A 16,535-nucleotide genomic window follows, 5' to 3' on the forward strand; every position below is an offset into this window, starting at 1 on the left:
GCATGTCAGACACCACCGCTCAGCAGGACCACCAGCTGCCCCGCCAGGTCGCCGACGCCTACGTCGACGCCCTGATCGTCCTCGACCCGATCACCGGCACGTACCTGGGCGACCCCGCCAGCGCCCGCCGGCTGCCCGACTTCTCCCCGGCCGGCCGTGCGGCGCTCGCCGACCTGGCCCGCACCACGCTGGCCCGGCTGGACGCCGCCGAGCGTCTGCCGGACGCCGACGGCGAAGCCGAGCGGCGCTGCGCCCGGCTCCTGCGCGAGCGCCTGACGGCCGAACTCGCGGTGCACGACGCCGACGAGGACCTGCGCGCGGTCAGCAACATCCACTCCCCCGCCCACTCGCTGCGGGAGGCGTTCACGCTGACCCCCACGGACAGCGACGAGGACTGGGACGCCGTCGCGGAGCGCCTGCGGGCCGTGCCGGACGCCCTGGCCGGATACCGCGCCTGCCTCGAACTGGGGCTGTCCAAGGGCCTGTACGGCGGCCCGCGCCCCACCGCCACCTTCATCGAGCAGCTGACCGGCTGGGCGGGCGAGGCCGGCGCACACGGCGAGGACGGCAAGGACGGCAAGGACGGCAAGGACGGCGACGGATCCGGCTTCTTCACCGCCTTCGTGGCGAACGGCCCGGAGACCCGGCGGGACGAGCTCGACGCGGCCGCCGCCGGCGCCACCGCCGCCCTGGCCGGGCTGCGCGACTGGATGCGCGACGTGTACGCGCCCGCGGTCGCCGGACAGCCCGACACCGTGGGCCGGGAGCGGTACGCCCGCTGGTCGCGCTACTTCAACGGCACGGACCTGGACCTGGACGAGGCGTACGCGTACGGCTGGTCCGAATACCACCGGCTGCTCGGCGAGATGAAGACCGAGGCCGCGAAGATCCTGCCCGGGGCCACCCCGTGGGAGGCGCTGAAGCACCTGGACGAGCACGGCACCCACATCGAGGGCGTCGACGAGGTCCGGGCGTGGCTGCAGGGGATCATGGACGAGGCCATCGAGAACCTCGACGGCACGCACTTCGAACTCGCCGAGCGGGTCCGGAAGGTGGAGTCCAGGATCGCCCCGCCCGGAGGCGCCGCGGCCCCGTACTACACCTCTCCGTCGGAGGACTTCTCCCGGCCGGGCCGGACCTGGCTGCCGACCATGGGCCAGACCCGGTTCCCGGTCTACGACCTGGTGTCGACCTGGTACCACGAGGGCGTTCCGGGCCACCACCTGCAGCTCGCGCAGTGGACCCACGTGGCCGACCGGCTCTCCCGCTACCAGGCGACGGTCGGGATCGTGAGCGCCAACGCCGAGGGCTGGGCTCTGTACGCGGAGCGGCTGATGGACGAGCTCGGCTACCTCAAGGACGCCGAGCAGCGGCTCGGCTACCTGGACTGCCAGATGATGCGGGCCTGCCGGGTGATCGTGGACATCGGCATGCACCTGGGTCTGGAGATCCCGGCCGACTCCCCGTACCACCCGGGCGAGCGCTGGACCCCGGAGCTCGCGGAGGAGTTCTTCGGGCTGCACAGCGGGCGGCCCGCGGACTTCGTCGCGAGCGAGCTGATCCGCTACCTGTCCATGCCGGGCCAGGCCATCGGGTACAAGCTGGGCGAGCGGGCCTGGTTGCTGGGCCGCGACAACGCGCGGGCCGCGCACGGGGACTCATTCGACCTGAAGGCCTGGCACATGGCCGCGCTGTCGCAGGGTTCGCTGGGCCTGGACGACCTGGTGGACGAGCTGTCCCGGCTCTGACCGCTCGGGACGGCGCACGGCGTATGGCGCACGACGCGTACGCCGGACGGGCCGCCCGCCGCCCCGCGGGGCGGGCGGCCCGTCCGCGCGCCGGGATGCGTACGCCGGTGCGCGTACGCCCGGTGCACGTACACCGGTGACGCGTACGCCCGGTCGCGTACGCCGCTGCGCCGGGTCAGCAGCCGCAGTCGTCGGAGTCCACCGGCGCGGTCAGCGGGTCGGCCTCGGCGCGCCGGTCCGTGCCCTGCCAGGTCTCGACCTCGAAGCCCTCGCGGATCCAGTACTCGATGCCGCCGAGCATCTCCTTGACCTGGAAACCGAGTTCGGCCAGCGCCAGTGCGGAGCGGGTGCCGCCGTTGCAGCCGGGGCCCCAGCAGTACGTCACCACCGGCACTCTCTTGTCCAGCAGCCGCTCGGCCTGCTCCGGGATGAGGGCGGTGGGCAGGTGGATCGCGCCGGGCACGTGGGCCTGGTCCCAGGAGGCGGTGGAGCGCGAGTCGATCAGCTGGAAGCCGAGCTCGGCGCCCTGCTCGCGGTGCGCCGTGAAGGCGGCGGCGACATCGGACACGTCCGCGTGGAAGGCGAGGCTGGCGGCGAAGTACGCGGCTGCTGCGGCCGGTGAGGCCGGCGGCACGCGCAGCACGGGGTTGGCGGGGGCGGCGGGCGCGGAGCCCGGCGTGGTGTTCACAGCCTCAGTCGTGGTCATGACCAGAAATCTACGGTCGGTGATCGACTCGGGGAAGCGACTTTCCCCGGCGTATCGCTTGTTGGACCGGGGATTGCCCGGCAGCATGGCGGACATGACAGGTTATTCCCCGGACGCCATGGACTGGCGCATCCTCGAAGCCCTTCAGGAGAACGGCCGGGCCGGCTTCGCCGAGCTCGCCCGCACCGTCTCGATGTCCGCGAGCGCCGTCACCGAGCGGGTCCGCCGGCTGGAGGAGGCCGGGGTGATCACCGGCTACACCGCCGTCGTCGACCCGGAGAAGCTCGGCAAGTCCATCCTGGCCCTGGTCCGGCTCCGCTATCCGCACGGCAACTACAAGCCGTTCCACGACCTGCTCGGCACCACCACCGAGATCCTTGAGGCGCACCACGTGACCGGTGACGACTGCTTCGTGCTGAAGGTCGCCGCCCGCTCGATGGGGCACCTGGAGGAGATCACCGGCCGGATCGCCGGTCTCGGCCCGGTCACCACGAGCATCGTCTACTCCTCGCCCCTCCCCCGGCGGCCGCTCAGCCCGTGAGCCGGCCCGGCCCGTGAGACCGCCCGGCCCGTGAGACCGCCCGGCCCGTGAGCCCGCCCGGCCGCCGGATCCGCTCAGCCGGCGAGCCCCCCGGTCCGGTGCCGGACCTCCGAGCCCCCGCGCTGCTTGACGACCTCCAGCTGGGCCTGGACCCGGCTGCGCAGGTCGGCGACGTGGCTCACGATGCCGACGCTGCGGTCGCGTTCCCGCAGCGAGTCCAGTACGTCGAGCACCTCGTCCAGGGCCTGGTCGTCCAGGCTGCCGAAGCCCTCGTCGATGAAGAGGGTGTCCAGCCGCGTCCCGCCGGCCTCGTCGGTGACCACGTCGGCCAGGCCCAGGGCCAGCGCCAGCGAGGCGAAGAAGGTCTCGCCGCCGGACAGCGTGGCGGTGTCCCGCTCCAGCCCGGTCCAGGCGTCCACCACGTGCAGCCCCAGCCCGGAGCGGGCGCGGCCGCCGGTCCGTGCGGCGGTGTGGACGAGGGTGTACCGCCCGCCGGACATGCGCAGGAGCCGGTCCGAGGCGGCCGCGGCGACCTGCTCCAGCCGGGCGGCCAGCACGTACGACTCCAGCCGCATCTTGCGTTCGTTGTCGGCGGAGGTGCCCGCGGTGAGTGCCGCGAGGCGGGCCACCCGGTCGTAGGCCTCGCGCAGCGGACCGATGGCCCGCAGGTCCGCCTCCGCCTGCCGGGACAGCCGGTCGAGTTCGGCGCCGCGGTCGCGGGCGGCGTCGCAGGCCGAACCGGCGGTGCGCAGCCGGGTCGCGGCCAGGTCGGCGCGGGCAGCCGCCCCGGCCGGGTCGGCGGGTTCCCGCTCGGCGGCGGCCGCCGCGTCCGCCTCGGCGAACCGGTCGGCGAGCAGGGCCTCTTCGGCCTGCCAGGCGTCGGTGCGGCGTTGCAGCGCGGCGCGTTCCTCCTCGGCGAGCAGGGCCTCGGCGGCCTGTCCCGTGGTGTCGAAACCGGCCTTGAAGGCGGCGTCGGCGAGCTGGTCGTCGGCTTCCTTGAGGCGCTCCGCGGCCTCTTCGGCCCGGCGCAGGGCGTCCGCGGCGGCGGCCACCAGACGGACCCGGGTCTCCAGGGTGCGGGCCCGTTCGGCAACGCTCCCGGCGTCCCCCCGGACCAGGCGCAGTCCGGCTTCCAGGGCGTCCTGCTCGGCTTCGAGCGCTTCCCGGCGGGAGGCGCGGGCGGCGGCGAGGCGCTCGGCGCGCTGCCGGTTCTCACTGCGGGCCGTGTGCTCGCGTTCGGCGGCGGCGAGGGCCTCGCGGGCAGCGTGCAGCCTGCCGGCGACGGCCTGCGCGGCGGCATGTCGGTCCGTCAGTTCCCGGGTACGGGCGAGCAGTTCGGCGGTGCCGGTCTCGCCGGCGGCGGCCGCGGCCTCGGTCCCGGCCTGGCGTACGGCGGCCAGCCTGCGCTCCGCCCCGGCCCGGCGCTCCTCGGCCCGTTCGTAGCGGGCGTGGGCGGCGCCCTCCGCGGCCCGGTCCACGTGGCCGGGGGCCGGGCGGGCCGGGGCGGGGTGTTCCGCCGAGCCGCACACGCCACAGGGCTCGCCGGTGACCAGGGCCTCGGCCAGTTCGGCGGCGATCCCTCGGAGCCGGGCCTCCTTGAGCTCCAGCCAGCGTTCCCGCGCCGCCCCGGACTCCTCCCGTACGGCGAGCAGCTCGGCGGCGGCCGTGCCGGCTTCGGCGGCGAGGGTGTCGCGGCGGCGGGCGGCCTCCAGGCGGAGCCGGGCCGGTTCGAGGGCGCCGGCGAGCTGCTCGGCGAGGGTGGCGGCCTGCTGGGCATCGTCGATACGGCCCCGCAGGGCGGCGCGGGCGGTGTCCCAGCGGGCCAGCCAGTCGGCGTCCTCGTGGAGCGCTTCCGCGTCCGCGCGGGCCTCCCGGTCGAGGGCGGCGCGTTCGCGGCCGATCTCGGCGCTGCGCTGCTCGTCGCGGTGGGCGGCGCCGAGGGCGCCGAGGTCCTCGCGCAGCCGCTGTTCCAGGGCGCCCAGCTGTTCGGTGCCGGCTTCGGCCAGGGTGTGCGGGAGCCGGGCGCGGGTGTCGGCCTCGGTACGGGCGGCGGACCCGGCGGCGTCGGCCGCGGCCTCGCGCAGTCGCAGGGCGGGCCGGACCAGGTCGGCGCGGCGGGCCCGGTCCAGGCGGGCGCGGACCCGGTCGCGTTCGGGTGCGGCGGCTTCCAGGGCGGCGGCGCGGCTCAGGGTCTCGGCGTGCCGGCGCTGGAGCCGGTCGAGTTCGCGGGCCTCGTCGGCGGCACGGCGGGCGGCCGCGTGGCGGCCTTCGGCGGCGGCGAGGGCGTACTCGGCGACGGTCAGGCGCTCCCGGGCCGAGCTGCGGGCGACGGCCGCCCAGGCGCGGATCGCCCCGGCCAGTCCGGGGTCCCCGGGGGCGAGCCCGGGCAGCGGCCAGTCCCGCAGGTCGGCGCAGTCCCCGGCGGCCTGGGCCAGCCGCTGGGCGGTGGCGAGCACCTTCTCGTCGCCGGCCCGCACCTTGGCCTCCGCGGCCCGGCGGCGGTCGGCGAGCAGGGTTTCCACGGCGGCGAACCGGCGGGTGTCGAACAGTCGTCCGAGCAGTCGGCCGCGGGCCTCGGCGTCGGCGCGCAGGAACCGGGCGAAGTCGCCCTGGGGCAGCAGCACCACCTGGCAGAACTGCTCCCGGCTCATGCCGAGCAGCTGCTCGATCTCCTCGCCGATCTCCTGGTGGGAGCGGGACAGCGGCTGCCAGCCCCGGTCCGCGGTGTGCTCGCGCAGCAGGCTCTGCGCCTTGTCCCGGGTGGTGCCGGTGCCGCGCTTCTTGGGGCGGTCCTGTTCGGGGCGCCGGGTGAGTTCCAGGCGACGGCCGCCGACGGTGAGCTCCAGGGTGACCTCGGTGGGGGTGCCGGGGTCGGCGTGGTGGCTGCGCAGGCTGGTGCCGGGGGCCTGGCGGGGGCCGGGCACGGAGCCGTAGAGGGCGTAGCAGACGGCGTCGAGGACGGAGGTCTTCCCGGCGCCGGTGGGACCGTGGAGGAGGAAGATCCCGGCGCCGGAGAGGACGTCGAAGTCGATCTCCTGGGGGCGGGCGAACGGCCCGAAGGCGGTGACCTCCAGCCGGTGCAGCCTCATCGGGTGGTCTCCGTCCGGGCGGTGCGGGCGCCGGCGGCGCCGGGGCCCTCGGCGCCGACTCCCTCGGCGCGGGCGGTGTCGGTGCGGACGGTGTCGAAGGCCTCGCGGAGCACGGCCCGCTCGGCCTCGTCGGGCAGGCCGCCGCCGCGGACGTGCGCGACGAAGTCCTCGGCGATCTGCTGGTCGGTCCGGCCGCGCAGGCGCTGCGCGTAGGAGGCGGTGCCGTCCTCCGGGCGGCCCTCGGGGTCGAAGACCAGGCTGAGGGCGTGCGGGAAGCGGGCGGTGATCCTGGCCATCGGGTCCTCGGGGCGGACCGGGTCGGTGAGGGTGGCCTCGACCCAGGAGTGCCGGTGCGCTTCGAGGGCGGGGTCGTCGAGGAGCTGTTCCAGGCGGCCGCGGATGCGGGCCAGCGGCCGGGGCACCGGGGTGCCGACGCGTTCCGCGGTGATCTCTCCGGCCGGTCCGAGGTCGATCAGCCACATGGTCTTGCGGTGGTCGGCCTCGGAGAAGGAGTAGGCGAGCGGGGAGCCGGAGTAGCGGACCCGGTCGCTGATCGTCTGGCAGCCGTGCAGGTGTCCGAGGGCGGCGTAGTCGACCCCGTCGAAGACCGCCGCAGGGACGGCTTCGACCCCGCCCACGGCGATGTCGCGTTCGCTGTCGCTGGCCCGGCCGCCGGTGACGAAGGCGTGCGCGAGGACCACGGAGCGGGTGCCGGCCGGGCGCCCGGCGAGGTCGGCGCGGACGCTGTCCATGGCGGCTCCGAGGACGGCCTCGTGGCTGACCCGGTCGACCGCGAACCGGTCCTTGACCAGGGCCGGCTCCAGATAGGGCAGGCCGTAGAAGGCGACCTCTCCGTGTACGTCGGCCAGCACGACGGGGTCGGCGCAGCCGTCCGGGTCGGTGCGGAGGTGGATGCCGGCGCGGCCGATGAGGCCGGCGCCGACGCCGAGGCGGCGGGCGGAGTCGTGGTTGCCGGAGATCATCACCGTGGGCACGCCGAGGTCGGCGAGGCGGTGCAGGGCGCGGTCGTAGAGCTCGACGGCGGGCAGCGGGGGCACGGCGCGGTCGTAGACGTCCCCGGCGACGAGGACGGCGTCGACCTCGCGTTCGCGCACGGTGTCGATCAGGTGGTCGATGAAGGCGGCCTGGGCGTCGAGCAGGCCGACCCGGTGGAAGGACCGGCCGAGGTGCCAGTCGGAGGTGTGCAGGAGCCTCACGCGCGCACCCCGGTTCCCGCCCCGACCCGCATGTGTTCCGCTCCTCGACCCTCGCGCCCGCCGCACGGCCCGGTGCCGGGTGCGGCCGGCAGCACCACCGCAGTGCACCGTCCACCACAGTAACGCGGACGGGTCAGCGGTAGCCCTCCAGCCGGGTGATCGCGGCGGCGTTGTCGCGCCGGGCCCGGTCCCGGCTCGCGGGCGGCACGCAGACCAGGTCGAGGGGACCGGCCTCGCGCCAGACGAAGCCGGGCCTGCAGGTGTCCGGGCCGTAGGCCCCGCCGCCGGGCTCGCGCCGGGAGGGCCCGGCGGCGTTCTCGGCGGCGGTGCGGTCGCGGGTCCCGGGGGTCACGCACACCCGGTCCCCGGGGTAGGCGCCGCGGTGGACGTAGCCCTGCCTGCAGTCGCCGGGGGCGGCCGCGGCGGGCAGGGCCGGCGGGGCGGACACGGCCGGGGCAGCCGCGGCCGCGGCCGGCGGGGAGACGGCGGCGGCCGCGCCGCAGAGCAGTCCGGCGGTCAGCAGCAGGGCCGCCGGGGTGCGGGCCCGGCCGGCGGCCGGGACGGGTGTGGGCTGGCGCATCGGACCTCCGCGGACAGGAGCGGGCCGGCGGTCCCCCGTCCTTCGAGCCTAGGTCAGATGGTGAAGGGCTTCTCCTCCAGGAAGGTGGGCTGCCCGGTGGTGTAGAGGTTCGGGCTCTGGATGGCCGGCATGCGCTTTTGGATGTCGCGGTGGAAGGTGCGGTAGTCGCCGCGGAAGGCACCCTTCTGCCACACCTTGAGGAGCTGTTCGGTGAACAGTCCGTTGACCTGGCCGTCGGAGGCGAGCTGGTTGTCCTGGCAGGCCCCGATCAGGACGGCGTTCTGCGCGGGCCGGCCGCCGTTGCCGTTCCTGAGTTCGCGCTGCAGGCCCTCGTAGAAGTCGCGGTCCCGGGCGAAGATCTCGGCCTGCTTGACCACCGGCATCAGCCGCACGGCGGTCTCGATGGCGCCCGGGTCGCGGGTCTGGAACTGGGACTCCAGGGCCTCCGGCCGGAGCATCGCCTGGAGCGACTCGATGCTGGTGCCGCTGTGGCAGCAGTCCAGCACCACCACGATCCGGACGTCCTGCTCGAACCGCTGGAGCTCGCGGTGCAGCTCGTCGTCGAGGAACTGGCGGTCGAAGAAGACCAGGGTCTCGTCCAGCCGGTCGGTCTCGTTGTCGTCGTCGTCGGCCAGATCGTCCATCTGGCCGCCGTGGCCCGAGTAGGTGAAGAGCAGCATGTCGCCGGAGCGCAGCCGGCCGGCGGCATCGCGCAGGGCTCCGGTGACCGTGTCCACGGTGCCGTCGGAGGTGAGGATCACGGTGTCGGAGAAGCCGTTGGCGCGGGCCGCGGCCGCCATGTCGCGGGCATCGTTCTCGCAGGCCAGGAGCCTGCCGTCCCAGCCGTCGTAGCGGCTGGGGTCGACTCGGTTCAGACCGACGTGGATGGACAGGCCAGTGGGCACGGTGACTCCTGGGGGCAGGGGGGACGGGCGGGGTCGACAACATCGGTTCCGCGTCCGCCGCCGTCCGAATCAGGGAAGCCCGCTGTTCGGGTGGCCCGTCGCACCGCGCCGTGAATGCCCCTCCCCACGCGGTACTTCCATCATATGAACGCCATCGAAACGCCTCCCGAGGCCCGTGTGGACTCCTTCGCCACCCGCACCGGCTACGACGAGGCATTCCTCGGGCCGGCCGTCCCGCTGCCGGTGCCCGCGACCCCGGACGTCAGGACGGTGGTCCTGCCCTACACGCACTTCACCGTCGTCTTCCGCCCCGACCGCCGGCTCGCCGCCTCCACCGCCGTCTGCATCGACGGCGCGCAGCTCCTGGAGGACGTACCCCGCGACGACGCCTGGGACTTCGACCCCCGGCTGCCGGAGTCCCAGCAGAGCGGCAACGACATCTACCGCGACAACCCCCTGGACCGCGGCCACCTGGTGCGCCGTCTCGACCCGGTCTGGGGCGCCGACGCGGAGGCCCACCTGGCCAACGCCGACACGTTCCACTACACCAACGCGGCCCCCCAGATGGACGTGTTCAACCAGGGGAAGCAGCTCTGGCAGGGCCTGGAGAACCACCTCCTCGACCACGCCGCCCAGTTCGACCGCAAGCTGTCCGTGATGACCGGACCGGTGCTGCACGACTCCGACCCGCCCTACCGCGGCATCCAGGTCCCCCTCCGGTTCTGGAAGGTGGCCGCCTTCATCCAGGACGGCGTCCTGGCCTCGACCGGGTACATCCTGGACCAGAGCCCCGACCTCTCCCGCGACCGCGACCGGGCCATGGCCGGCGCGAAGGGCGGTCCTCCCCCGCTGGGCCCGTTCCGCACCTTCCAGGTGCCGGTCACCGACATCGTCGAACTCACCGGGCTGGACTTCGGCCCGCTGCCCGCCGCCGACCTGATGCCCGTCACCCGGGCACCGGCCGAACGGTGGAAGAAGCTGGAGTCCTACGACGACATGGTCCTGCGGAAGTAGCCCCACCCGCCGGACCGGGCCGGCCCCGCTCGGCCGCGTTGCAGCCGAACGGGGCCGGTGAAACCATGACAGGTGTCAGGCAGTCCGTACCGCCGCTGTCTCAGCGGCTCTGTGCAGGTGCGCCATGCCGCTCACCACTACGCAATGGGACCTCGTCAGGGAATGGGCCAGGGACCACGTGTTCAACGTGGCAAGCAGTCACCAGTCCCAGGTCGTCAACCTCGGGTTCTCCCAGGAGTTCGCCGCATCCATCCCCTACGGGGACACCGCTTCGAGCGCCGCGACGGCTCTGGTCAGGGCCGTACGGAACCGGGGCGTCAAAGCACAGTTTCAACTACTGGCTGCGCTCTGCACGGTCGACTCACTGGCCGTGTTGCCCATTGTCGGAATGGCCCGGCAGTTCCGGGACATACTGGAAGCCGATGCGGAGCTGGACCTTTCACCGCGCGACCCCTATCAGGCGGGCGTCCTGAAGAACGGGGCCGAGGTCTTCATCGACCGGCTGGATCTGCGGCAGCGGCTACGGGAATTCGCCGACGACCCGTACAAGACGGTCCTGGTGGTGGACGGTGCCCCGGACAGCGGCCGTTCCTACACCTACAACCTCATCCGCCACCTCGGCGCCCACAACGGGTTCCAGCCGGTACGCGTCACGCTCAACCAGACGTCGACGGCCGACCAGGTGGTCCACTGGCTCGCCGACTACGTGACCGACCCGCACACCGGCATATCACCGTTGAATCCCACACAGTTGAACGATCCACTGCCCGTGGTCCACAAGGCCGTGCACCGCATCGTCATGCAGGCCACCGCCGCCGAGGAACAGTTCTGGTTCGTCCTGGACGACTGCGACCGCCTCGACCTCAACTCCGATGTCTGGGACTGCATCGGCAAGCTCGCCGAGATGGTGTACGAGTACGGGGACCGCGCGGGTGCACCACGTCTGGTGCTGCTCGGATACTCCGACGGCATGCGGCAACTCGGGGACGAGATACGCAACAACGAGGTGCGGGACACGGCCCGGGTCGTCACACCCGACGACCTGCGGGATTTCTTCGGCCGGTTCTTCCGCGAGACCACGCCTCCGGGCCACGGAGCGCCGCCCGAGGAGAACGCAGTCGCAGCCCTGGTCAATGCAGCCGTCCCGGCCGTACTGCAGGCTGCCGAGGCCCCCGGGCCCGAGAGCTTCATGCGGAAGGTGTGCGCGGCGACGGTGAGGGTGGTCCGGCTCTACCGGTCCTCCGGACCTGGTCACGGCCCGGGCCCCGGGCCCGGCTCCGGTCCTGGCCCCGGACCGGGGGGACCGGAACCTGACACCAGTCCGGGTTCGGGGCCGGGCATCGGACCGGCGACGGGTCCTGCCCCGGTTCCTGCCACAGACCATCACGCCACGTTCATCTCCAGGCTGGACCTGCAGATTTCCACCCCCGAACCGGAACCGCCGCCGGTGTCGGACCTCCGGCTGGCCTACCGTGAGGCTGCTTGCCTGTTCACCCAGTTCGACCCGACGCGGCTGCGGCTGGCCGGTGAGGACGAGCCGACCGGCCGGGCCATGACGGAGCTGGTGGACGATTGCCGTGGTGGAGGGAACATGGCCACCGCCAGCTGGACCCTCAAGCCCGAGATCCGCGAGCAGACCCTGCGCAGCCTTCCCGGCCCGGCGCCGGCCCGCTTCGCCCTGCTCGCCAATATGGACCAGCTACCCCCCGGACCCGGCATCGAACGCACCGCCCTCGCTTACCTGAACGGCATTCCCCCCGACCTGCCTCGGCAGAGCGCCGACGAGTTGCCGTACACCCTTCAGGCCGTGCTGTGGCTCTCCCTGATCAAGGGCGTCGCACACATCCCGGAAATCCCGACCGTCCAGCGGCTGCTGGACCGGGCCCGCCTGCAGCACCCCTTGCAACGCCTGGTGCAGGACTCCTTCCAGGGCCGCGCCACCGAACTGGCCACGCTGCGCGCATACATCGGCATCCCTACGGACCTGCCCGCCCTGCTCGGTCCGCTGCCGCAGGGCGACGGGCCCACGCCGCCGGTGGTGCTCCACGGGCCCGGTGGCATCGGCAAGAGCACCCTGCTCGCCAAGTTCCTGCTGGACAGCCTGCACGACTTCCCGTCGGGGTTCCCCTTCGCGTACATCGACTTCGAGCGGCCCACCCTCTCGGTGCACGAACCCTCCACTCTGATCGCGGAGATGGCCCGCCAGCTCGGCATCCAGTACCCCGACGACCGGGAGGCGTTCGACGCCCTGGCCCACGAGTGCGAGGAAACGGCAACCGCCCACCAGGCCGCACAGGCCTCCGTCGACGCGCTCCAGCAGCTCGCCACCACCCGGTCGACGCTGGGGCGGTCCTCTTCTGCCGGCCTGCACGGCCAGGCCAGGAAGCGGGAGGCCGAGCTGGCCGCGCGGCTGGCCGCCCTGGTCGTCGAGGCGGTCGGTGCTCCCACGGGAGAGCCGCAGCCGCCGCTGGTGATCGTGATCGACTCCTTCGAGGAAGCCCAGTACCGGGGCTCCCCCCTATTGGGCCGGTTCTGGGCCATCTGGTCCGCACTCGAGGAAGCCCATCCTCGGCTGCGGGTCGTCGTGTCCGGCCGCAAGCTCGCTGAGCACCCGGCACGGGTGGTGCAGCCGCTCGCCCTCGAACTGGGCGAGCTCGACCCGGCGGCCGCCGTCACCCTGCTGATGTCCTGTGGCGTCACCGACAAGGGGCTGGCCGGCGAACTCGCCGAGCGGGTGGGCGGCCACCCCCTGAGCCTGAAGCTGGCAGCCCGGGCCGCACGCACCGCCGCCGAGCAGTCCGACAACGGCGTGGGGTCGCTGCGGGACCTGATCGACAGCCTGCCCGCGCAGCGCCGGCAGTTCTTCCGCCAGGTCGACCAGATGCTGATCCAGGGAACTCTGTACGACCGCATCCTGGACCGCATCAGGGACGACCGGGTCCGCGCCCTGGCCCATGCAGGACTCGCGCTCCGGAGCATCACCCCCGAACTGATCCGGGAGGTGCTCGCCGAACCGTGCGGGCTGCGCGTGGACTCCGACGACGAGGCCCGGGCGCTCTTCGGCCTGCTGTCCCGACTGGACCTGGTGGAGCCCGCCGGGCCCGGTGCCGTACGCCACCGCAGTGACCTGCGCGCGATCATGCTGCGGCTGGCCGAGAGGGCTCGGATGGACCTGATGCGAGCCGTCGGCGCGCACGCGGTCGCCTACTACTCAGCCCGCGAGGGGCTGGAGGCCCGAGCAGAGGAGATCTACCACCGGCTGCGGCTGAACGAGAACCCGAGGGATGTGGAACAGCGCTGGCTGCCGGGCGTGGAGCAGTTCCTGGAGGGGGCCGAGGAGGACATGGCCGGGCGGTCCGCCGCCTACCTGAGCGGACAGCTCGGCGATTACACCCCGGACGAGGTTCTCAAGGAGGCCGACCAGGAGGACTGGGAGCGGATCGCTGCCCATGAGGTGGCGGATCTGCTGGCCCAGGGGTACGCGCACGAGGCTGCCGCCCGGCTCGCGGAGCGCCGACCGTGGACGGCGGGCAGCCCGCTGCACCCTCTGTGGGTGGATACCCTGGACCGGCTGGGCCGTCGCGCAGAGGCCCGCACAGTTGCTGCGGAGACCGTGGACCAAGCCGAGGAGGCAGGCTTCCCTCGGCTCCAGCTGGAACTTCTGACGCTGTCTGCCTGGCTTGCCGAGGCAGACGGCGACCTGGCCTCGGCCGCCGATGACCTCGCCGATGCAGAGCGGGTCGCCACGGGGCTGGGCGACGGCTTGGAGGCACTCGGCGCGCGGTTCGCCCGCGCCAATCTGGGCTTCGGTGCCGCAGCGGAAACAGGCGGCAGCGCAGGTGATCAGCTCGCCGGACGGCTGCACGAGCTCTCGGACGCCGACCTGACCAACCAGGCAGCACTGGTGAGGGAGGCCGCGGCCGAGGTCGCCCACGCCCATCCGCAGCTGCTGGAGCGGGCCCTGGAGGTCGTGGGCCTGCCACAGGACGATCAGCAGGTCGTGTCCGCCCTCGCTCTCGCGATCGACCGTGCTGTCGCGCAGGAGCCCGGACTGCGGGACGAGCTGGACGCCTTGCTGAAGAACGCTGCCCCTCAGGTCCCACCGACAACGCCCGGCGAGATGCGGACGCCGAGGGAAACGCCCGACTCCCTGCGGGAGGCCCAGCAGCTCGGGACCCTCAACGGGCTGGCGCGGCGGCTGCTGGACCTGCAAGACCGCAGCGGAGAACTGGCTTCGGGAGTCGCAGCGGCGATGAGCGTGGGGGCACTGGCAGGGCTGGCTCCGGGCGGGGCATGGGACGCCGACAGCGTGGTCGGGAAGACGACAGCAACAGCGGGTACGCCGGCAACCGGCGTGAGTGTGGGGCCATTGGGGACACCGGAAGGGAGAGCGGCCGCCAGGCGGCCTGAGCGAGCATGACCGAGACCAGCACCAGCAGCACCGGCAGCGACACCCCCGCCGGCGGCTACCTGTCCTGGGACGAGATCGTCCGCCTGAAGGACACCGCCGTGGAGCAGGGCCTGGCCGACCCCATGACCCGGCAGCTCCTCTTCGCCGGGATCCTGCCCAAGTACCGGGCCTCCCTGCCGCAGTTCCCGGCGCCCGGCCAGCAGGTCCTCTCCGACCTCAACTCGATGAACCGGGTGGAGCGGCTGATCGACGGCAGCATCCCGCTGGCCCTGTGGCTGCGCAACGCCGTGGACCAGCTCACCGAGGCGGCTGCCCGCGACCTCTACCAGGGCGCCCTGGACCGGGTGTCCCGGGACTCCGCCGGCGAACCGGACGTGGCGGCGGACCTGCCCACGGGCGAGACGAAGGAGGAGATCGTGTTCCGGGACGACACGGTCCCCTTCGGCTTCCTGGGCGGCGGGGCACTCGCCGGCACCTCGGTCGCACGCGTCAAGGTGCTGCCGTACGAGGGCGGCGCGCTGCTCCAGCCGCTCGCCCTGCCGCACAACGGCACCGGCTGGCTGATCGCGCCCGGGCTGCTGGTGACGAACCACCACGTGGTCAACGCGCGCAAGCGCACCGCCGACGAGCGTCCGGTCGCCGACCCGGCCGATCTGCGCCTCCAGGCGGTGAACTCCCGCTCCCGCTTCGACTACCTGGCCGAGGAGGACCTGGACACCGACGGCGAGGTGACCGCGGGCGACCTCGTCGCCTGCGACGAGGAACTGGACTTCGCGATCCTGCGGCTGTCCGGCGCACCCGAGCGGCCCTTCCTCCGGATCGCCACCGAGCCGCTGCGGGTGACCCCGGACATGCCGGTCGCGGTCAACATCATCCAGCACCCGGGCGGGGAGCCGAAGCGGATCGCGCTGCGCAACAACCTGGTCTTCGAGGCCGACGACCGGGACCTGAAGTACTTCACGGACACCCGGGGCGGCTCCTCCGGTTCGCCGGTGCTCACGGACGACTGGACGGTGGTGGCCCTGCACCGCGGCACCCGCCGGGTCGCCGACGTCAGCTTCCAGGGCAAGAGCACGGCATTCGTGAACGTGGGCACCCAGATCGGCGCCATCATGCGGCACCTGCAGGAGAAGGCCCCGCAGGTGCACGCCGAGATCACGGCGGCCCAGGCAGCCCTGCCCCGGCCGTAACGACCCCAGGAGGTGTGAGATGCGCGGTGGTTCCCCGGTGGCGACCCCGCCCGAGCAGGTCTTCGCAGAGGACCTGCTGGCGGTGGCCGCCCGTGTGCGCAAGGGCCTGGACCGGGAGGCGGAGGCCGAAGTCCAGGAGTCGGACGTCGAACTCCCCGCGGATCTGGCGGCGGCCGAACGGATCCGGCTCGCCGCGCGCGAGGAACGCGCCCGGGTGCTGGACGCGGGTGTGCGCGGCCTGGAGAAGCTGGCCGCCGGCCGCGCCGACGACATCGACGAGGACGAGGACTTCGGGGTGGAGGCCATCGTGCTGCTCGAAGGCCGGCCCGCGATCCTCGTCCAGGGCCAGGACTTCGCCTCCCAGCAGGGCGACTGGGCCGTGCTGGACGGGCAGCGGGCCGCGATCCGGGAGTCCCTCATGCGGGTGGGCCGGGTCGAGGTCACCGGGCACCCGGACTTCGACTGGCTGGGCACCGGCTTCCTGGTGTCACCGGACGTGGTGATGACCAACCGGCACGTGGCCGCGGAGTTCACCCGCGCGGACGGGCAGGGCGGGTTCACCTTCCGCCCCGGCATGGGTGCCCGCGTCGACACCGCGGAGGAACTGGGGGCCCCGCCCTCCGACCACTCCTTCGAGTTCACGGTGACCGGGGTGGTGGGCATCCACCGGGAGGTGGACATGGCGCTGCTGCGGGTCGAGCCCACGGCGGGCGGCGGCGCGGCCCTGCCGACACCCCTCGCCGTGGCCGCGGACGCGCCGCCCGACCTGACGAACCACCCGGTGTACGTGGTCGGTTATCCGGCGGCGGACGGCCGCCGCAACGAGCCGGTGGCGATGAGCCGGATCTTCATGGACGTCTACAACGTGAAGCGGCTGCAGCCGGGGATGGCCACGCAACTGCTGCCCGACGGGCTGACGATGCACCACGACTGCTCGACGCTCGGCGGCAACAGCGGCTCACCGGTGTTCGACCTGGCCGACCACCGGGTGCTCGGCCTGCACTTCGGCGGGCGGTTCCGCAGCACCAACAACGCCGTGCCGCTGTTCTCGCTGACCGATGACCCGCTGCTGGCGGAGGCGGAGGTCAACTTCGTCTGAAGCCGTTCCGGCCGGCGCTGCCGTTGCGGGACGAT

11 protein-coding genes are annotated in these 16,535 nt (G+C 73.4%); 6 read left to right on the forward strand and 5 right to left on the reverse strand.

Annotation, left to right across the window (positions count from 1 at the left end):
• Nucleotides 1–2: 2 nt before the first annotated feature.
• Entirely contained in the window at nt 3–1,748 is a 1,746-nt protein-coding gene (locus AB0O36_RS19415) for a DUF885 domain-containing protein (protein ID WP_365111639.1), read from the forward strand.
• 175 nt (nt 1,749–1,923) lie between these two features.
• On the opposite strand, the gene AB0O36_RS19420 is transcribed toward AB0O36_RS19415, so the two are convergent.
• The gene (locus AB0O36_RS19420) at nt 1,924–2,454 is read right to left on the reverse strand and encodes a rhodanese-like domain-containing protein (protein WP_365111642.1); all 531 of its coding nucleotides are present in this window, start codon (nt 2,452–2,454) and stop codon (nt 1,924–1,926) included.
• Nucleotides 2,455–2,548: 94 nt separating this feature from the next.
• Here AB0O36_RS19420 and AB0O36_RS19425 point away from each other — a divergent pair, with 94 nt between their 5' ends.
• Nucleotides 2,549–2,995 carry an Lrp/AsnC family transcriptional regulator gene (locus AB0O36_RS19425; RefSeq protein ID WP_365111645.1) on the forward strand — a complete coding sequence of 149 codons (447 nt, stop codon included), beginning with the start codon at nt 2,549–2,551 and terminating at the stop codon, nt 2,993–2,995.
• Between the two features lie 74 nt (nt 2,996–3,069).
• Here AB0O36_RS19425 and AB0O36_RS19430 read toward each other — a convergent pair whose 3' ends face one another.
• The 4 genes from AB0O36_RS19430 to AB0O36_RS19445 form a co-directional block, all read right to left on the reverse strand.
• Nucleotides 3,070–6,084 carry an SMC family ATPase gene (locus tag AB0O36_RS19430; protein WP_365111647.1) on the reverse strand — a complete coding sequence of 1,005 codons (3,015 nt, stop codon included), beginning with the start codon at nt 6,082–6,084 and terminating at the stop codon, nt 3,070–3,072.
• Complete coding sequence (locus tag AB0O36_RS19435; RefSeq protein WP_365111648.1) at nt 6,081–7,301, reverse strand: exonuclease SbcCD subunit D; 1,221 nt, start codon at nt 7,299–7,301, stop codon at nt 6,081–6,083. The genes AB0O36_RS19430 and AB0O36_RS19435 overlap by 4 nt, the downstream gene beginning before the upstream one ends.
• 133 nt (nt 7,302–7,434) lie before the next feature.
• On the reverse strand, nt 7,435–7,881 hold the full coding sequence (locus AB0O36_RS19440; protein WP_365111649.1) for a hypothetical protein: 447 nt from the start codon (nt 7,879–7,881) through the stop codon (nt 7,435–7,437).
• A gap of 53 nt (nt 7,882–7,934) precedes the next feature.
• Nucleotides 7,935–8,786, reverse strand: a complete 852-nt coding sequence (locus AB0O36_RS19445) for a caspase family protein (RefSeq protein WP_365111651.1) — start codon at nt 8,784–8,786, stop codon at nt 7,935–7,937.
• A 144-nt stretch (nt 8,787–8,930) separates the two neighbouring features.
• On the opposite strand from AB0O36_RS19445, the gene AB0O36_RS19450 reads away from it, so the two are divergent.
• From AB0O36_RS19450 to AB0O36_RS19465, 4 genes are all read left to right on the forward strand, one after another.
• Complete coding sequence (locus AB0O36_RS19450) at nt 8,931–9,800, forward strand: DNA/RNA non-specific endonuclease (protein WP_365111654.1); 870 nt, start codon at nt 8,931–8,933, stop codon at nt 9,798–9,800.
• A gap of 124 nt (nt 9,801–9,924) precedes the next feature.
• Entirely contained in the window at nt 9,925–14,220 is a 4,296-nt protein-coding gene (locus AB0O36_RS19455; RefSeq protein WP_365111656.1) for an AAA family ATPase, read from the forward strand.
• Nucleotides 14,217–15,401 (forward strand): trypsin-like peptidase domain-containing protein, encoded by a 1,185-nt coding sequence (locus tag AB0O36_RS19460; protein ID WP_365111659.1) that lies wholly within the window; start codon nt 14,217–14,219, stop codon nt 15,399–15,401. The genes AB0O36_RS19455 and AB0O36_RS19460 overlap by 4 nt, the downstream gene beginning before the upstream one ends.
• 19 nt (nt 15,402–15,420) lie before the next feature.
• On the forward strand, nt 15,421–16,500 hold the full coding sequence (locus AB0O36_RS19465) for a serine protease (RefSeq protein WP_365111662.1): 1,080 nt from the start codon (nt 15,421–15,423) through the stop codon (nt 16,498–16,500).
• The last annotated feature ends 35 nt before the right edge of the window (nt 16,501–16,535 follow it).

Origin of the sequence: Streptomyces sp. NPDC089799 (genome assembly GCF_040684755.1) — a bacterium.
In the GTDB taxonomy this organism is placed as follows: Bacteria; Actinomycetota; Actinomycetes; order Streptomycetales; family Streptomycetaceae; genus Streptomyces.